The sequence below is a fragment of the Micromonospora sp. WMMA1949 genome (assembly GCF_027460145.1).
Classification (GTDB): domain Bacteria; phylum Actinomycetota; class Actinomycetes; order Mycobacteriales; family Micromonosporaceae; genus Micromonospora.
The window spans coordinates 6,337,294-6,354,780 of the sequence record NZ_JAPZBG010000001.1 but is presented as its reverse complement, the minus strand read 5'-3'; the positions used below and the strand labels follow the sequence as shown (position 1 = coordinate 6,354,780).

Sequence of the window (17,487 nt, the reverse complement as noted above, 5' to 3'; positions counted from 1 at the left end):
CCGCGAGAGAGAGCAACCATGACGTACGCGCGCCCGCCCGCCGACGGCCCGGTGGACCTTTCCCACCCCGGCTGGTATCTGGCCCACTCCCTGTCCGAGCGGCTCGGCGCCGGGACGCCGGCCGGGACCGTGGACGAGGAGCGGGGCCGGCAGCGACTGCGGCGGTGGAAGGACGAGCCGGTCTTCGACGGAGGCGGCGAGCTGTTCGACAGCTGGCTCCGGGAGCTGGGCCTCGACGAGCCGGCCCTGGTCCGGGTCCTCGGCGAGACCCCGGAGACGGTCCGCAGCCGGTTCACCGACGTACCGGACCACGTGCGCGCGATCGAGCGCGCGTGGCGTGACCGCCGGCCGGGCGGCGGCGCTCCCGCCCACGATCACCACGACCACGACCACGAGCACCACCACGACCCGCACCCGCACGGGGCCTTCGTGGAACTGGTCCGCCCGCTGATCGACGACGGGCTGCGCCGGGTACGGCAGGCCGTGCACGAGGCGTGCGCCGCCGCACCGAGCGCGCACGTCGACGCCGACCGGCTCGCCGAGCAGCTCTGCGACCCGCCCACCGGCGCGATCAACCTGCTCGTCGGCCGGGTGCTGGTCCTCGAACTCAACGTGCTGCGGCTGGAGGGCCAGCTCGCCGGGGCGACGCCGGAGGAACGGTTCCAGGACTTCACCCGCCTCCTGCACGATCCGAAGTACACACTGGACGTCCTGATGGAGTACCCGGTCCTGGCCCGGGACGCCACAGTCCTCGTCGACAACTGGGTCGACGCCCGGGTCGAGTTCGCCCGGCGCCTCGTCGCGGACGCGCCCGCGCTGGCACACCGGCTCGGCGACCCGGCGGACCTCGGCGTCGTCACCGGGGTGTCCTTCGGCGCCGGCGACTCGCACCGCGGTGGCCGCTCGGTGGGATTCGTCCGCTTCGCCAACGGCGCCCGCGTCGTGTACAAGCCCCGTGGCCTCCAGGTGGAGCTGCACTTCCAGCAGTTGCTGGAGTGGCTCAACGCCCGTGGCGCGCAGCCGCCGCTGCGGACCATGTGGGTCCTCGACCGCGGCGGGTACGGCTGGTCGGAGTTCGTCGCCGCCGGCCCGTGCGCCGACCGGGAGGCGCTGCGCCGCTTCTACACCCGGCAGGGCAGCTACCTGGCGCTGCTGCACAGCCTCGCGGCCGTCGACTTCCACCTGGAGAACGTCATCGCCGCCGGCGAGCATCCGATGCTCGTCGACCTGGAAGCCCTGTTCCACCCGGAGAGCGAGCAGAGCGACAGGCAGATCGGCGTATCGGCGGAGTCCTTCCGGACCATGCGCGAATCCGTGCTCGAGGTCGGGCTCCTGCCCCGGCCGATCATCTACCAGGACGACGACGGCGTCGGCGGGGTCGACTTCAGCGGGCTCGCCGGCACGGCCGGGCAGCTCACCCCCACGCCGGTGGCGACCTGGGAGGAGTCCGGCACCGACCGGATGCGCCTGGTGCGCCGGCGGATCGAGATGAGCGGCGGGCAGAACCTGCCCAGCCTCGACGGCGCGGCCCACCACACGCTCGACTTCAGCGACGACATCATCGCCGGGTTCGAGCGCACGTACCGGCTGCTGCACCGCCACCGCGACGACCTGCTGGCCGCGGACGGGCCGGTGGCGGCCTTCGCCGACGACGAGGTACGCGTGATCCTGCGTGCCACCCGCACCTACGCCAAGGTGCTGCAGGAGAGCCGGCACCCGGACCTGCTGCGCGACGCGCTCGACCGGGAGCGTTTCCTGAGCTTCCTCTGGCTGCAGGAGGAGTGGCCGGGGGCCGAGGCGAGGATCGCCGCGTCCGAGCAGGCGCAGCTCAGCCGCGGCGACATCCCCTTCTTCAGCACCGCCCCGGCGTCGCGGGACTTCGTCGCCGGCGACGGATCGGTGATCACCGGGGTACTCGCCAGCAGCGGCCTGGACCGTTCCCGACGGCGGATCGCCGCGCTCTCCGACGCCCACCTCGCCCAGCAGACCTGGATCCTGCGCAGCTCCCTCGCCGCGTTGACGATGGGCGTGGAGAGCCAGGGCCAGTGGTCGCAGTACCAGGTCACCGCCGCCACCACGCCGGCACCCACGGACCGGTTCGTCGCCGCCGCCCGCGCCGCCGGGGACCGGCTGCTGCTCACCGCGGACACCGGCGAGGACTCCATCGCCTGGCTCGGGCACACCCTGGTGGCCGACCGGATCTGGCAGCTCGGCCCGGTCGGGATCGACCTGTACAACGGACTGTCCGGGATCGCCCTGTTCCTCGGCTACCTCGGGGAGATCAGCGGCGAGCCGCGGTTCCGTGAGGCCGCGGAGGTCGCGGCGGCGATGCTCACCCGTCAGGTCGACCTGCTCGACGAGACTCCGGTGACGAGCCTGCAGAACTTCACCGTCGGCGCGTTCAACGAACTCGGCGGCCCGCTGTACGCCCTGAGCCACCTCGGCGCGCTGTGGCGCCGCGACGACCTGCTCGACGCGGCCGAGCGGATCGTGCCCGTGCTCCTGCACCTCGCGCCCGAGGACGAGGCGTACGACGTGATCAGCGGTGCGGCCGGGGCGATCCTCGCGCTGCTCGCGCTGCACGCGGCGCGCCCGTCGCCACGCCTGCTCGACGCGGCCGGCACGTTCGCGCGCATCCTGCGGGACCGGGCCGAGCCGGCCGGTGACGGGATCGGCTGGGCCGGCGCGGTGAACCCCAGCCGGCCGCTGGCCGGCTTCTCGCACGGCGGTTCCGGCATCGCCGTCGCGCTGGCCCGGCTGGACCGCGTCCTGGGCAACCGCGACCACCTGCCGCTGGTGGAGGGTGCGATCCGGTACGAGCGCTCCGCCTTCGACCCGGAGCACCGCTGCTGGCTCGACCTGCGTGACACCACCCCGGACGGCTACTCGATGATCGCCTGGTGCCACGGCGGCCCCGGCATCGCGCTCGCCCGCGCCGACCTCGCCGAATACGTCGACGACAGCGATCTCGTCGACCGTGACCTGCGCGACGCCGTCGACGGCATGCTGCGCTTCGGGCTGACCGGCGAGGTGATCACCGGCACCGGCAACCACAGCATCTGTCACGGCGACCTCGGCAACCTGGAGGCCGTGCTCGCGGGCGCACGGGTCCTCGGCGACCGGGCCGCGGCCCGGCAGGCCGAACTGGTGGCGGCGAGCATCCTCGACTACATCGACCGGGACGGGTGGCTGTGCGGGGTGCCGCTGGGCGCGGAGACACCCGGCCTGATGAGCGGCATCGCCGGTATCGGCTACAACCTGCTGCGCCTGGCGGCGCCCGACCGGGTCCCGTCGATCCTGCTGGTCGAACCGCCGCGGCCGGCGGGGGAGCGTGGCCGCCGTGGCTGACCAGCCGATCTGGCCGTACCGCCCGCAGGCGCTGGCCACCTACCAGGGCGGTCCGCCCGACGTCCCGGTCCGGTTGCCGATCCGCTCCTCGCGCCGCCCGCTGGCAGCGCTCGCCGCGCTGCTCCTGGCCTGCCTGGTCTTCGCCTCGGTCACCCGGGTGCCGAAGGCGGTCGACGGCGCCGTCGTGGGCGCCGACGGGTCGTACCTCGTCGCGGTGTTCGGCGGTCGCCTCGCCCCGGCGCCCGGCGACGAGGCGACGCTCAACCAGGACACCGGGCGGACCACGGTGCGAGTGGTCCGCTCGGAGGTCGTCGAGGACGCCGCCGCCGCGGGGCGGTGGCGCCTGCCCCCGACGGTCGCCCGCCCGGCCACCGTGGTGCTGCTGTCCGGTGCCCCGGCCGGCACGGCCTTCGGCCGGCTCAGCCTCGTGGTCGCCGAACCCACAGTGCTGCAGTTGCTGCCCGAGGCGACGGACGCGCTGCGATGAGCGCTACCACCTCCCGCCGCCCGCGCCGCCGGGTGCCGGTGATGCTCCAGATGAGCGCGACGGAGTGCGGCGCCGCGTGCCTGGCGATGGTCCTGACCGCGCATCGCCGCTGGACGTCGGTCGCGGAGTGCCGCGAGCGCCTCGGCATCGGCCGCGACGGCGCGACCGCGTTGCAGATGGCCCAGTTCGCCCGCGAGAACGGCATGCGGGCACGCGGGGTCAGCGTGGACCTCGACGCGCTGGACCAGCTGGAACTGCCCGCGATCGTGCACTGGAAGTTCCGCCACTATCTGGTCCTGGAGCGGTGGGACCGGCGCGGCGCCGTCGTCGTCGACCCGGCGATGGGCCGGCGGCGGATGAGCCGGGAGGAGTTCGGCGAGGGCTTCACCGGCATCGCCATCGAGCTGACGCCGCAGGAGCGGTTCGAACGCCGGCCCGGCCCGGGCCGGCTCGCCTCGCTGCGCTTCGCCCGCGGCATGCTGACCTTCTCCCGCCCGCTGCTCGGCCTCGTGCTGCTCGTCTCGTTGCTGCTCCAGGTGGCGGTGCTGCTGCCCGCTTTGGTCACCAAGTTCGCCGTCGACGTGGTGATCGGGCAGGGCCAGGTCGACGCGCTGACCGTCCTCGGCGCCGGCATGGTCCTGCTGCTGGCCACCCAGGGCGTCGGCAGCTACACCCGGGGGCTCGCGCTCAACGTGCTGCACGCCCGCATGGACGACACCATGATGCGGCGCTTCTTCGACCACCTGCTCGCCCTCCCGTACTCCTACTTCCAGCTCCGCAGCAGCGGCGACCTGCTCATGCGGATGTCCAGCAACACCGTCATCCGCGACATGGTCACCAGCCAGACCATGTCGCTGGTCCTCGACGGACTGTTCGTGGTCGTCTACATCGGCCTGCTGCTGGCGCTCACCCCGCTCTACGCCGGACTGGTGCTCGGGCTGGGCCTGCTTCAGCTCGCCGCGATCGTGGCGACCTACCGGCCGATGCGGGAACGCACCCACCGCGACATCGCGGCTCAGGCCGAGGAGCAGAACTACGCGGTCGAGGTGCTGGCGGGCGCGGAGACCGTGAAGGCGATGGGCGCCGAGCAGCAGGTCCTCGGACGTTGGTCCGGGCTGTTCCAGAGCCGGCAGTTCGCCTCCCTGCACCGCCGCCGGCTGGAGACCGGCGTCGAGGCGCTCCTGTCCGCCTTCCGGATGGGCTCGCCGATGCTGCTGCTGTGGGTCGGCGCCCACCAGGTCGTCGCCGGCCGGATGTCGCTGGGCACGATGCTGGCGCTCAACGCGCTCGCCGCCGCCGTGCTCACCCCGCTGATGGGTCTGGTCAACACCGCCCGGCAGCTCCAGACCGTCGGCACGCACCTGGAGCGGATCCGCGACGTCATGGACGAGAACGCCGAACAGGACACCTCGGCGAGCCGGCCGGGGCGGCGTATCACCGGCCAGGTGACGCTCACCGGCGTGGGCATGCGGTACAGCAGCAACGCCGACTGGGCGGTACGCGGCATCCACCTCACCGTGCCGGCCGGCGCCAAGGTGGCGCTGGTCGGCCGGACCGGATCGGGCAAGACGACGCTGGCCAAGACGGTGATCGGGCTGTACGTGCCGACCGAGGGGGAGGTGCGTTTCGACGGGCGGCTGCTTCAGGACCTCGACTTCCGCGAGCTGCGCCGCTCGTGCGGCATGGTGACGCAGGATCCCGCGCTGTTCGCCGGATCGGTCCGCGAGAACATCTCCCTCGGCCACCCGTCCGCCACCTACGAGGAGGTCGTGCTCGCCGCGCAGCGCGCGCAGATCCACGACGAGATCATGGCGATGCCGATGGCGTACGAGACACGGCTGACCGAGGGCGGCGGCGGGCTCTCCGGGGGCCAGCGGCAACGTCTGGCGCTGGCCCGCGCCCTCGTGCACAACCCGCCGCTGCTGCTCCTGGACGAGGCGACCAGTCACCTGGACGTGGTCACCGAACGCCGGGTGGACGAGGTGCTCACCGCGTTGTCGTGCACCCGGATCGTGATCGCGCACCGGCTCAGCACCGTGGTCAACGCCGACCTGATCGGCGTGATGGAGGACGGACGCCTGGTGGAGCAGGGCACGCACGAGGAACTGGTCGCCCGTGGCGGCCCCTACGAGGCCCTGATCCGCGACCAGCTGCAGAACGCCCGGCCGGGCTGACCCGTGGCCGGGTCAGCCCGGTGGCAGCCGGGCCAGCCGTCGCCGGAGTTCGTCGGCGGCCGGATCACCCAGGTCGTCGTAGATCCGCACCGCCCGCCGCCACGCCTCGGCGGCGCCGGCGGTGTCCGCCGTCGCCTCGCGCGCCTCGCCCAGGCGGATCAGGGTCAGCGCCTCGTGGAACCGGTTGACCGACGCCCCGAAGTGCGCGACCGACTGCTCGTAGCACTCCGCGGCCCGCTTCGGGTCACCGAGCCGGTGGTAGGCGAACCCGAGGCTGTCCAGCGTCGCCGCCTGCCCCACCCGGTCGTCCATCCGCCGCTGCCGGTCGAGCGCCTCGGTGCAGTCGTCGACCGCCTGCCGGTAGTCCCCGGTGAGCGCGTGCAGGTAGCCCTTGCTGTTAAGCGCCCGCGCCACCGCGTACTCGTTGCCGGTCAGCCGGGACACGCGCAGCGCCTCGACGCTGTACGCGAGCGCCTCGTCCAGCCGGTCGCTCTGGGTGCACAGCTCGGTGTAGTGCCGCAGGATCAGGGCGAGGCCGGCCAGATCGCCGAGTTGCTCGTACATGCCCAGGGCGCGCCGCAGATGGTGCTCGGCCGCGTCCCGGTCGCCCAGCCGCATCAGCGCGCGGGCCAGCATCCGGCGTGCCACCGCCTCGGCCTGCCGATCGCCGATCCGCTTCGCCGCGTCCAGCGCCACCCGCTGGACGGTCAGCTGGTCCTGGAACAGCCCGCGAGGCGCCAGGTAGGCGGCGAGCGCCCAGGCGAGCCGGCCGGCGTACCGCTCGAGGCCGGGTTCGCCGGCCTGCCGCAGCACCCGCAACAGCACCGGGCGCTCGGCCTGGAACCAGCGCTGCGCCGCGATCCGGTCCGGCAACGGCACGGGTACGTCCGCCGGCCCGAGCGGCACCGGTTCGAGCGGTGTCCAGGTCGGCTGGAGCAGCACGGCGGCGGCGAGCGCGGTGCGTAGGTAGTGGTCGAGCAGCCGCCGGACGGCCGCGTCCCGCTCCTGGGGGCGGTCGCGCTCCCGGGCCAGCTCCACCGCGTACGACCGCAGCAGGTCGTGCAGCACGTACCGGTCGGGCCGGTGCTCGGTCAGCAGGTGCAGGCGGCTCAGCTCCAGCAGCAGCGGAGTGACAGCCGACGCGGGGGCGCCGAGCAGCGCGGCGGCGGCGTCGAGGGTCAGGTCCGGGCCGGGATGCAACCCCAGCAGGCGCAGCAGGCAGGCCGCGTCGGTGCTCAGCGCCCGGTACGACCAGGAGAAGGCCCGCCGGACGTCGCCCTCGGCCAGCAGTCCCAGCCGTGTCCCGGGCGGCCGAAGCTGTGCCGCCACCGCGTCCAGCGGGAAGGTCGGCCGGGCCGCGACGCGCGCCGCCACGATCGAGAGCGCCAGCGGCAGGCGGCCGGTCGACTCGATCATCTCGGTGGTGGCCTCCGGCTCGGCGGCGACCCGGTCCGCGCCGATCCGGCCGCGCAGCAGCAGCGTCGACTCCTCGGCGGTCAGCACGCCCAACGTCAACGGCCGGGCGCCCTCCGCCACCGCCAGTCCGCTGAGCTGGTCGCGACTCGTCACCAGGACCGCGCAGCGGCCCGCGCCCGGCAGCAGCGGGCGTACCTGCGCGGCGTCGCGGGCGTTGTCGAGCACCACGAGCATCCGGCGCGGGGCCAGCAGGCTGCGGAACAGGCCCGCCCGGCCGTCGACGCCGCCCGGGATCCGGCCGGCCGGCACGCCGAGTGCCTCCAGGAAGGTGAGCAGGGCGTCGGCCGCGGGCACCGTGTCGCCTTCGTCGTAGCCGCGCAGGTTGACGTACAACTGGCCGTCCGGGAACCGGCCGGCGGCCCGGTGCGCCCAGTGCAGCGCCAGCGTGGTCTTGCCCACCCCGGCCATTCCGCTGACCGTGACGATGCGCACCGAGTCGCGTCCGTCCGGCCGTTCGCCGAGCGTCGCGTCGAGCACCGCGAGTTCGGCGTCGCGTCCGACGAAACCGGCGGCGGCGAGCGGAAGCTGACGCGGCCGGTGGTGCGTCGTGGCCTCCGGCCCGGCACCCGCCGGTGGCGCGGCGGCCGGGCCCCGAGCGAGGCGGTGGTGCAGGATGTCGTCGTGCAGGCGGGTGAGTTCCGGGCTCGGGTCCATACCGGTCTCCTCCGCCAGCACCCGGCGGGCCCGGCGGAACGCCGCCAGCGCGCCGGAGACGTCGCCGAGCTGGTAGAGAGCGGTCATGAGCTGCGCCCACGCGCGCTGGCGCAGCGGGTGACGGTCGAGCAGCGCGCGCAGTCCGGGGATCACCCGGGCCGCTTCGCCGAGCGCCAGCCGTGCCGCCGCGTGGTCCTCCTCGGCCAGCAGCCGCCGCTCCTCGATCCGGGCGACACGGCCGGCGAGCGGCCCGGGCAGCGGGAGTCCGGCCAGCACCGGCCCACGCCACAGCCCCAGCGCGTCGGCCAGTTCCGTGTCCGCCGTCGCCGGGTCGCCCGCCGCCAGGGCGGCCCGGCCCCGGGCCGCCGCCACGTCGAACCGGTCCAGGTCCGACTCGCCCGGCTCGACCCGTAGCAGGTAGCCGCCGGGGGTGGTGCGGATCCGCTCGGCGCCGGACGCGCCGAGCGCCTGCCGGAGGCCACGCAGGTAGGTGCGCAGGTTCGCCGCGGCCGAGGTGGGTGGCCGGTCGCCCCACACCAACGTCGCCAGCTCGTCGGCGGAGACCGCCTCCCCCCGCCGCAGCAGCAACGCCGTGAGAACCAGTTGCTGCTTCGCCGAGCCGAGGCCGACCGCCACGCCGTCGCGCGTCACCGTCAGCGGGCCGAGCAACGCGAAATGGACATGCATGGTTGCTTCAGCGTACGACCGCGCGGCCACCCGGAGCGCCGGCGTTCGCGTCGTCCCATTCCTCGCACCGGGCCCGTCCGCGCGCGCGGGACACCCGACGGGCGCCGTCCTGGCTATGCTCGGGCAAGCGTCGCGTGCCGGTGGCAGACCGTGTCAGGCATGGAGGCGCCGGATCGAAGGGAGCACGACGATGACACTCGTCGTCCCTTCGCCCTCGCCTCATGGCTGAGGGCGAACAGACCAGGCTGGTGGCCTGGAGCCGGGAGATGCGGGCCGTGCACGAGCGGCTGCGCGAGGCGCTGGAGGTGACCCGGCAGGCGCTGGCCGACGGTGAGCCGGCCCGTCCCGCGACGCGTGACCTGCTGTTGTTCTGCCACGGGTTCTGCGCGGCGCTGACCGCGCATCACGAGGGCGAGGACCACAGCCTCTTCCCGGCGATCGCGACGCGGCATCCCGGGTTGCGCGACACGCTGGACCGATTGCGGCAGGACCACTCGATGATCGGGTACCTGCTGACCGGGCTGAGCGCGGCGGTGGCCCGCGACGCCCCGCCCGGGGAACTGGCCCGGCACCTGGAGGGGGTGGCGGCGGTCATGGAGTCGCACTTCCGGTACGAGGAGCGCAGCCTGCTCACCGTGCTGGAGACGCTCACCCTGAACGCCGACCCGGGGGACGTGTTCGGGCCGTTGTGAGCACGGTCGCGGCCCGGCGGGATGCGCACCGCCGGGCCGCGACCGGGCCGGATCAGTTCAGGCCGCAGGTGGCGAACCCGTCCAGGTTCGGCCGCTGCGCGCCGACCCGGTTGAACGCGATCTCGATGCGGTCGAGCGCCGCGACGCGCTTGCTGCGCAACGGGCCGAGGACGGCGTTGTCGATGAACGCCGGTCCGCCCTCGGGGCGTACCGCGAGCTGGGCGAGGCGGGCGTTGGCCTCGGTGATCTGCTTGTCCAGCGTGGCCAGTTCGGCCTGCACCTGACCGGCGGCCGACGCCGGAACGGCGGGCAGCGCGACCCGGGGGCAGTTGACGGTCCGCGCCGCACCGCCGGCGTTGCCGTTCTGGCCGCCCGCGTTGCCGTTCTGACCCCCGGCGTTGCCGTTGCCGTTACCGGCCTGCCCGTTGCCGTTGCCGTTGCCGGCCTGGCCGGCGCCACCGTTGACGGCGCTCGGCACGCCCGGGGCGTTGAGCGTGCAGGTCGCCAGCGCGTCCAGGTCCGGCCGCTGCGCGCCGATTCGGTTGAAGGCGATCTCGATGCGGTCGAGCACGGCGACGCGCTTGCTGCGCAGCGGGCCGAGGATGGCGTTGTCGATGAACGCCGGTCCGCCCTCGGGGCGTACCGCCTGCCGGGCCAGCCGCTCGTTCTGCCGGACGATCTCCTGGTCCAGGTTGGCCAGTTCCCGTTCCACCTGGGCCGACGCCGCCGCGGGGACGGCGGGCAGCTTGTCGCGTACGGTCGGGCAGTTCACGGTCTGCGCGGCGGCAGTGGTAGCCGGGCGGTTGTTCTCGCCCGCCGACGCCAGTTGCAGTCCGCCGGCGAACAGCAGCGCCGCGAGGGCGCCCACCCCGCCGAGCTTCAGGACCGCGGTCTTGCGCGTACCCCTGGCCATGCACCTCTCCTCTGGTTGACCGGGAGGGCGGGTGCGGCGACCGCCGCGCCGCCTCCGCGGTGCGAAGTGACGACTGGAGGAATCGTGCTCGTGCCCGCTCCGGCATCGCGGTTCCGGCCGATGTTCCCGTCGGCAGTGGATACGGACGGTGCGGCGAGATCGTTCAGCGTCGGCCGAGGTTTGACCGTATCGACGCCCGTCGTTAGGCTGCGCTGAAAGCGCTTACTGAGCGGGAGGCGTGAGCGTTCGTCCGTGGCGACACGGACGTCCGGGCGACAAGGCCCGCCCTGACACCGACCGGGCATCGGTGCCGTTGCGGCGCGGGCACTGCACCACCACCCCGGAGGAGTGCACCATGATCAACCGACACCGCCGTACGGTGTTGTGGACCTCGGCCGCGGCGACGGCCGCGCTCGCCGCGTCCGGCCTGGCCGTCGGCGCGACCGCCGCGCAGGCGGCCGCCGGCTGCCGCGTCGACTACGCCGTCACCGCGCAGTGGGGCGGCGGCTTCACCGCCAACGTCAACCTGACCAACCTCGGCGACCCGCTCGACGGCTGGGCCGTCACCTGGACCTTCGCCGCCGGGCAGACAGTCGCGCAGGCCTGGGGCGCCGAGATCACCGCCGGCGGCGCGTCCGTCCGGGCCGCGAACGTCAGCTACAACGGCAGCCTGGGCACCAACGCGAGCACGTCGTTCGGCTTCAACGGCACCTGGAACAACAGCAGCAACCCGGTGCCGTCCACGTTCGCCGTCAACGGCGTCACCTGCACCGGCGGCGTCACCCCGACCACCGGCACGCCGACCAGCGCCCCGCCGCCGAGCAGCCCGCCGCCGAGCAGCCCGCCCCCGAGCACGCCACCCCCCAGCACGCCGCCGCCGGCCGGCGGCGCGATCTACGCCGCGCCGAACGGCACCGCCGGCGCGGCCGGCACCCAGGCCAGCCCCACCACGATCGCCGCGGCGATCACCCGCGTCGGCGCCGGCGGCACGATCTACCTGCGCGGCGGCACGTACAACCTGTCCCAGACGGTCACCGTCGCCGCCGGCAACAACGGCACGTCGAGCGCCCGCAAGAACCTGTACGCCTACCCCGGCGAGACGCCGATCCTCAACTTCTCGGCGATGAGCGAGGACCCGGCCAACCGGGGACTGGCGCTCAACGCGTCGTACTGGCACGTGCGCGGGCTCGTGGTGGAGCGGGCCGGTGACAACGGCATCTTCGTCGGCGGCAGCAACAACATCATCGAGCGGACGGTGACCCGGTTCAACCGCGACACCGGGCTGCAGCTGTCCCGGATCGCCTCCAGCACGCCCCGCGACCAGTGGCCCGCCAACAACCTGATGGTCAGTGTGGAGTCGCACGACAACGCCGACTCCGACGGCGAGGACGCCGACGGCTTCGCGGCCAAGCTCACCGTCGGCGGCGGGAACGTCTTCCGGTACGCGGTGTCGCACCACAACATCGACGACGGATGGGACCTCTACACCAAGTCCGACACCGGCGCGATCGGCACGGTGACCATCGAGGACTCGCTGGCCTTCAGCAACGGCACGCTGAGCAACGGTACGCAGAACGGCAACGGCGACCGCAACGGCTTCAAGCTCGGCGGCGAGGACATCGCTGTCAACCACACCGTCCGGCGCACCATCGCGTACCGCAACGGCAAGCACGGATTCACGTTCAACCGCAACCCGGGCACGATGACCATCTCGAACAACCTGAGCATCGACAACACCGAACGCAACTTCTCGTTCGACGCCGGCACCTCGGTGTTCCGGAGCAACACCTCCTGCCGCTTCGCCGGCGGTGGCTCGAACGACAAGACCGTCGGCAACGTGGATGGCTCGAACCAGTTCTGGTCCGGCTCCAACGGCTCCCGCTGCGCCACGTACTCCGGTGCCCTGGCCTGGTCCTTTGCCGGCGACGGCCGCCTGACGGTGACCCTCGGCGGCCGGCCGGTCTCCCTCTGACCCGCACCGCAACCACCCCGTCGATCATGAGGTTGGCGGCCGGATCGGAGATCGACGACGCCGTCAACCTCATGATCGACCCGGGCGGGGGTGAGGGCGGGGGAGGAGATCGGACCGAAGGACCGGCTTGACAGCACGATCAAGTCTTAGGTTAGCCTAACCTCCGTGACGAGCAGAACGGTGCGAGCCGACGGCTTGAGCGGCAGTGACCTGCGGCTGGGCTATCACGGCACGACGGTGGTCCACGACGCCGCCATCACGCTGCGGCCCGCGGCAGTGACCGCGTTGGTCGGCCCGAACGGCAGCGGCAAGTCGACGCTGCTGCGCGGGCTGGCCCGCCTGCACCCGCTGGAGCACGGCGAGATCGTGCTCGCCGACGGCACGCCGGCCCGGTCGCTGTCCGCCCGGGACTTCGCCCGCCGGGTGACGCTGCTCGCGCAGAGCCGCCCCACCCCCAGCGGGGTGACGGTGCGCGACGTGGTCGGGTACGGCCGGCACCCGTACCGGCAGCGGTGGCGCGCGAACGACCTCGACGGGCCGGCCGCCATCGACCGGGCCATGCGGGTCACCGGCGTCGACGCCATGGCCGCCCGGCCGGTCGACGAGCTGTCCGGCGGTGAGCTGCAACGCGTGTGGCTGGCCACCTGCCTGGCTCAGGACACCGCGATCCTGCTGCTGGACGAGCCGACCACGTTCCTGGACCTGCGCTACCAGGTGGAGATCCTCGACCTGATGCGCGAACTCGCCGACACCGCCGGCGTCGCCGTCGGTGTGGTGCTGCACGACCTCAACCAGGCGGCTGCCGTCGCCGACCAGGTCGTGCTCCTGCACGAAGGCCGGGTACGCGGTGCCGGCACGCCGCACGAGGTGTTCACCGAGGCGGCGCTCACCGAGGCCTACGGCATCCGCGTCGAGGTGACCGTCGACCCGGTCACCAACCTGCTCTCCACTCGTCCCGTCGGCCGGCACACGACCCGCGTCTGTGCCTGACCGATTCCTGCACACAGAAGAGAAACCGATGTTGCGTACCCGCATGACCCTGCTCGCCGCCGCCGCGGCCGGCGCGCTGCTGATCGCCGGCTGCGGCACCACCGAGGAGCCCGCCGCCGCACCGTCCCCCTCCGACGCCGCGTCGACCGGCCCGGTCACCGTCACCGACAGCCGGGGCAAGACCATCACCCTCAAGAGCCCCGCCACCAAGGTCGTCGGCCTGGAGTGGGGCGAGGTGGAGATGCTCGTCGGCCTCGGCGTGATGCCGGTCGGCGTGGCCGACCCCAAGGGGTACGCCACCTGGGTGACCGCCGCCCCGCTCGACCCGGGCGTCAAGGACGTCGGCACCCGGGGTGAGCCGAGCGTCGACTCCATCGTCGCCCTCCAGCCGGACCTCGTGGTGATGGAGGCCGAGCGCGGCTCCGCCGTCGTCACCCAGCTGGAGAAGTACGTCCCGGTGCTGGTCACCAAGGGCAGCGACGCCTCCGACAACATCGGCCGGATGCGCGCGGACCTGAAGATGATCGCCACCGCGACCGGTCGTACCGCCCAGGCGGACAAGCTGCTCGCCGACTTCGACGCCGCCATCGCCGACGGCAAGAAGAAGATCGCCGACGCCGGGGCGGCCGGCAAGCAGTTCGCCATCGCCGACGGCTGGAAGGAGGGCAGCACCGTCTCGATCCGGATGTTCGGCCAGGGCGCGCTCGTCTCCCAGCTCGGCATCCAGCTCGGCCTCAAGAACGCCTGGACCGGCAAGACCGACGAGATGTGGGGCCTGGGCCAGACCGACGTCGAGGGCATGAACGTCCTCAAGAGCCAGGACCTGCACTTCTTCTACAACGCCTCGGACGGCACCGACGTGTTCGCCGACGGCCTCGCCGGCAACGCGATCTGGCGCTCCCTGCCGTTCGTGCAGCAGAACAAGCTGCACAAGATGCCCAACGGCATCTGGACCTTCGGCGGCACGCTGTCCGCCAAGCAGTACATCGACGAGCTCGTCAAGGTCTACACGGCTTGAGCGCGATGACCGCCCCCGCCCCGCCGGGGCCGGCCACCAGGCCGGCCCCGGTCGGGCCGCCGCCTGCCCGGCGCAGCCGGGTCGCCGGCGCGTTCACCCTCGCCGCCGTCGTGCTCGTCGCGATCACCGCGGTGCACCTCACCCAGGGCACGTCGTCGGTGGGGGCGCTGGACCTGCTCCGGCTGCTCACCGGTGGTGACGACGAGGCCGCCCGGATCCTCGTCGCCTCCCGCCTGCCCCGGCTGCTCACCGGCCTCGCCGTCGGCGTCGCGCTCGGTTTCGCCGGCGCCGCGCTGCAGTCGACCACCCGCAACCCGCTCGCCTCGCCGGACACGCTCGCGGTCAACGCGGGCGCGCATCTGGCGATCGTCTCCACCGCCGCGTTCGGGATCGCGCTGCCGGCGCTGCCCTCGGGCGGCCTGGCGTTCTGCGGCGGCCTCGCCGCCGCCTCCCTGGTCATGCTGCTCTCGGCCGGCGGCCAGGCCGCCACCACCCGGCTCATCCTCGCCGGCTCGGCCACCGCGATGGCGCTGGCCTCGGTGACCATGCTGCTCCTGCTGCTGTTCGAGCAGTCCACCATCGGCCTGTTCGCCTGGGGCAACGGCTCGCTCGTGCAGGGCGACCTGGTCGCGTTCACCCAGCTCGCCCCCGTGATCGGGGTCGCCGCGCTGCTGCTCGTGGCGCTCGGGCACCGGCTGGACCTGCTCGCCCTCGGCGACGACACCGCCACCGTGCTCGGGCTCAACGTGCGCCGCACCCGGCTCACAGTGGTGCTGCTGGCGGTGCTGCTCTCCGCCGCGGCGGTCACAATGGCCGGGCCGATCGGCTTCGTCGGCCTCGGCGCGCCGGTGATCGTCCGACTGCTCGGCAAGTGGGTGCCCGAGGTGCACCGGCACCGGGTCCTGATGCCGCTGGCCGGCATCGTCGGCGTGGTCATCGTGCTCGGCTCCGACGTGCTGCTGCGGGCCGTGCTCGGCGGGCAGGCCGGCGTCGACGTGCCGACCGGCGTGGTGACCACGCTCTTCGGCGCGGTGCTGCTGATCTGGCTGGCCCGCCGCCACCGCGACGCCGGGCCGACCCGGCAGGCGCCGGGCGGTCACGCCGCCGTACGCTCCCGCGGCTTCGTCGCCGTGGTCATCGCGCTCTGCGCGGTCGTCGTCACCGCCGCGCTGGTGCTCGGCATGCTCTTCGGTGACACCTGGGTGCTGCTCGGCGACATCGTCAACTGGGTTCAGGGCCGCACCGGGCCGGCGTACACCTTCGTGCTGGACGCCCGCTGGCCGCGCGTCACCGCGGCGCTGCTGGCCGGCGCCGCGCTGGCCCTGGCCGGCACCACGGTGCAGGCGGTGTGCCGCAACCCGCTCGCCGAACCGGGCATCCTCGGCATCACCGGCGGCGCCGGCATCGGCGCGGTGTCGCTGCTGACGTTCGCGCCGATGGCCGGCGTGCTCGCCCTGTCCGGCGCCGCCGGACTCGGCGCCGTCGCCGCGTTCGCGCTGGTCTACGGCCTGGCGCGGCGGCGCGGGCTCAACTCCGACCGGCTGGTGCTGATCGGCTTCGCGGTCTGGCAGGGCGGTACGGCGGTCATCACGTTCATCGTGGTGTCGTCCGACCCGTGGAACACCGGCAAGGCGCTGACCTGGCTGTCCGGCTCCACCTACGGGCGTACCGCGCCGCAGGTGCTGCCGGTGGCGATCGCGCTGCTGATCGCGTTGCCGCTGGTGGCCGCCGTACGCCGCGAGCTGGACCTGCTCGCGCTCGACGACGACACGCCCCGCGTGCTCGGGGTCCGGCTGGAGCACGCCCGGCTGGTCGCGCTCGGCCTGGCGGCGATACTCACCGCCACCGCCGTGTCGGCGGTCGGCGTGATCGGCTTCGTCGGCCTGGTCGCGCCGCACGCGGCCCGCGCGCTGGTCGGCGGGCGGCACACCCGCGTCCTGCCGGTCGCGGTGCTGCTCGGCGCCACCCTGGTCAGCCTCGCCGACACGCTCGGCCGCACCGTCATCGCCCCCGCCCAGATCCCCGCCGGTCTGGTCACCGCACTGATCGGCACCCCGTACTTCGTCTGGCTGCTGTGGCGTTCCCGCGCCGCGGCAGCGGCCCGTTGACCCGTTCACCCACGAACCGCCCACCGGCCGTGAGAGGAATGACGCATGACCAGCACCTTGGCCGTCGCGCCCTGGCGAGTCTTCACCGTTGAGGTCCGCGCGCTACGGCGGCTCGGCCCGTCGTTCCTGCGGGTGACGCTCACCGGGCCGGACCTGGACCGGTTCGCCGACAACGGGTACGACCAGCGGATCAAGCTGGCCCTGCCGCCGGTCGACGGGGCGCCGGGGGAGCTGCCCGACGGGCCGGACTGGTTCCCGCGGTGGCGCGAGCTGCCGGACGGGCTGCGCAGCCCGATCCGCACGTACACGGTCCGCGCCGTGCGGCCGGAGGCGTACGAGGTGGACGTGGACATGGCGCTGCACGGCGACGGCGGCCCGGCGACCCGGTGGGCGCGGCGCGCCCGCCTCGGCGACCGGATCGCCGTGGTCGGCCCGGACGCCGGCTGGGACGGGCCGCACGGCGGCGTCGAGTTCCAGCCGCCCGCCGGGGCGACGCTGCTGCTCGCAGGCGACGAGACCGCCGCGCCGGCGATCTGCGCGATCCTGGAGCGGCTGCCCGCCGACGCGCGGGGACACGCGCTGGTGGAGGTGCCGGAGACCGGCGACGAGCTGCCCTGCGCGGCACCGGCCGGCGTCACGGTGACCTGGCTGCCCCGCGACGGCGCCCCGCACGGCAGCCGGCTCACCCCGGCCGTGACGAGCGTGGCCGGTCGCCTGGTGCAGGTACCTGTCGCGGTGGGCGCCGCGCCGCTGGCCGAGGTGGACGTGGACCGGGACATCCTCTGGGAGGTGCCGGAGCGGCCCGACGGCGCGGCGCTCTACGCCTGGCTGGCCGGGGAGGCGGCGATGATCCGCGGCCTGCGCCGCCACCTGGTCACCGAGCGGGGCATGGACCGGCGCGCGGTGGCGTTCATGGGCTACTGGCGGGCCGGTCGCGCGGAGAACTGAGACGTCCCCACCGCCGTTGA

Annotated in this window: 11 protein-coding genes; 9 read left to right on the top strand and 2 right to left on the bottom strand. The window is 73.8% G+C overall.

The genetic code is table 11. From position 1 onward, the window contains the following. The first annotated feature begins 18 nt into the window (after nt 1-18). Genes O7607_RS29750 through O7607_RS29740 form a run of 3 tightly spaced genes read left to right on the top strand, consistent with a single transcriptional unit; the run spans nt 19 to nt 6,009 of the window. Complete coding sequence (locus O7607_RS29750; RefSeq protein ID WP_269706768.1) at nt 19-3,348, top strand: type 2 lanthipeptide synthetase LanM family protein; 3,330 nt, start codon at nt 19-21, stop codon at nt 3,346-3,348. After that, nucleotides 3,341-3,835 carry a hypothetical protein gene (locus tag O7607_RS29745; RefSeq protein WP_269706767.1) on the top strand — a complete coding sequence of 165 codons (495 nt, stop codon included), beginning with the start codon at nt 3,341-3,343 and terminating at the stop codon, nt 3,833-3,835. The genes O7607_RS29750 and O7607_RS29745 overlap by 8 nt, the downstream gene beginning before the upstream one ends. After that, a complete protein-coding gene (locus O7607_RS29740; protein ID WP_269706766.1) occupies nt 3,832-6,009 on the top strand; it encodes a peptidase domain-containing ABC transporter in 2,178 nt (725 codons plus the stop codon). The genes O7607_RS29745 and O7607_RS29740 overlap by 4 nt, the downstream gene beginning before the upstream one ends. Before the next feature lie 12 nt (nt 6,010-6,021). Here the strand turns inward: O7607_RS29740 and O7607_RS29735 are convergent, their stop codons facing one another. Then, on the bottom strand, nt 6,022-8,826 hold the full coding sequence (locus tag O7607_RS29735) for an AfsR/SARP family transcriptional regulator (protein ID WP_269706765.1): 2,805 nt from the start codon (nt 8,824-8,826) through the stop codon (nt 6,022-6,024). A 221-nt stretch (nt 8,827-9,047) separates the two neighbouring features. On the opposite strand from O7607_RS29735, the gene O7607_RS29730 reads away from it, so the two are divergent. Continuing rightward, nucleotides 9,048-9,518, top strand: coding sequence for a hemerythrin domain-containing protein (locus O7607_RS29730; protein ID WP_269706764.1), 471 nt, complete (start codon nt 9,048-9,050; stop codon nt 9,516-9,518). Between the two features lie 52 nt (nt 9,519-9,570). On the opposite strand, the gene O7607_RS29725 is transcribed toward O7607_RS29730, so the two are convergent. Further along, entirely contained in the window at nt 9,571-10,431 is an 861-nt protein-coding gene (locus O7607_RS29725; protein WP_269706763.1) for a hypothetical protein, read from the bottom strand. Between the two features lie 355 nt (nt 10,432-10,786). Between O7607_RS29725 and O7607_RS29720 the strand changes: the two genes are divergently transcribed. The 5 genes from O7607_RS29720 to O7607_RS29700 all read left to right on the top strand — a co-directional run bounded on the left by O7607_RS29720 (nt 10,787) and on the right by O7607_RS29700 (nt 17,467). Next, a complete protein-coding gene (locus O7607_RS29720; protein WP_269706762.1) occupies nt 10,787-12,403 on the top strand; it encodes a cellulose-binding domain-containing protein in 1,617 nt (538 codons plus the stop codon). A 180-nt stretch (nt 12,404-12,583) separates the two neighbouring features. After that, nucleotides 12,584-13,393, top strand: a complete 810-nt coding sequence (locus tag O7607_RS29715; protein ID WP_269707115.1) for an ABC transporter ATP-binding protein — start codon at nt 12,584-12,586, stop codon at nt 13,391-13,393. 28 nt (nt 13,394-13,421) lie between these two features. After that, a complete protein-coding gene (locus O7607_RS29710) occupies nt 13,422-14,411 on the top strand; it encodes an ABC transporter substrate-binding protein (RefSeq protein WP_269706761.1) in 990 nt (329 codons plus the stop codon). 5 nt (nt 14,412-14,416) lie between these two features. Continuing rightward, complete coding sequence (locus tag O7607_RS29705; RefSeq protein WP_269707114.1) at nt 14,417-16,519, top strand: iron ABC transporter permease; 2,103 nt, start codon at nt 14,417-14,419, stop codon at nt 16,517-16,519. A 45-nt stretch (nt 16,520-16,564) separates the two neighbouring features. Then, complete coding sequence (locus O7607_RS29700) at nt 16,565-17,467, top strand: siderophore-interacting protein (protein WP_269706760.1); 903 nt, start codon at nt 16,565-16,567, stop codon at nt 17,465-17,467. Nucleotides 17,468-17,487 lie beyond the last annotated feature (20 nt).

What these genes read in the sequence shown, in the direction of transcription:
- O7607_RS29750 (WP_269706768.1), top strand. Translation starts at nt 19, where the DNA reads ATGACGTACGCGCGCCCGCCCGCCGACGGCCCGGTGGACCTTTCCCAC.
- O7607_RS29740 (WP_269706766.1), top strand. Translation starts at nt 3,832, where the DNA reads ATGAGCGCTACCACCTCCCGCCGCCCGCGCCGCCGGGTGCCGGTGATG.
- O7607_RS29735 (WP_269706765.1), bottom strand. Translation starts at nt 8,826, where the DNA reads ATGCATGTCCATTTCGCGTTGCTCGGCCCGCTGACGGTGACGCGCGAC.
- O7607_RS29730 (WP_269706764.1), top strand. Translation starts at nt 9,048, where the DNA reads ATGGCTGAGGGCGAACAGACCAGGCTGGTGGCCTGGAGCCGGGAGATG.
- O7607_RS29725 (WP_269706763.1), bottom strand. Translation starts at nt 10,431, where the DNA reads ATGGCCAGGGGTACGCGCAAGACCGCGGTCCTGAAGCTCGGCGGGGTG.
- O7607_RS29720 (WP_269706762.1), top strand. Translation starts at nt 10,787, where the DNA reads ATGATCAACCGACACCGCCGTACGGTGTTGTGGACCTCGGCCGCGGCG.
- O7607_RS29710 (WP_269706761.1), top strand. Translation starts at nt 13,422, where the DNA reads ATGTTGCGTACCCGCATGACCCTGCTCGCCGCCGCCGCGGCCGGCGCG.
- O7607_RS29705 (WP_269707114.1), top strand. Translation starts at nt 14,417, where the DNA reads ATGACCGCCCCCGCCCCGCCGGGGCCGGCCACCAGGCCGGCCCCGGTC.
- O7607_RS29700 (WP_269706760.1), top strand. Translation starts at nt 16,565, where the DNA reads ATGACCAGCACCTTGGCCGTCGCGCCCTGGCGAGTCTTCACCGTTGAG.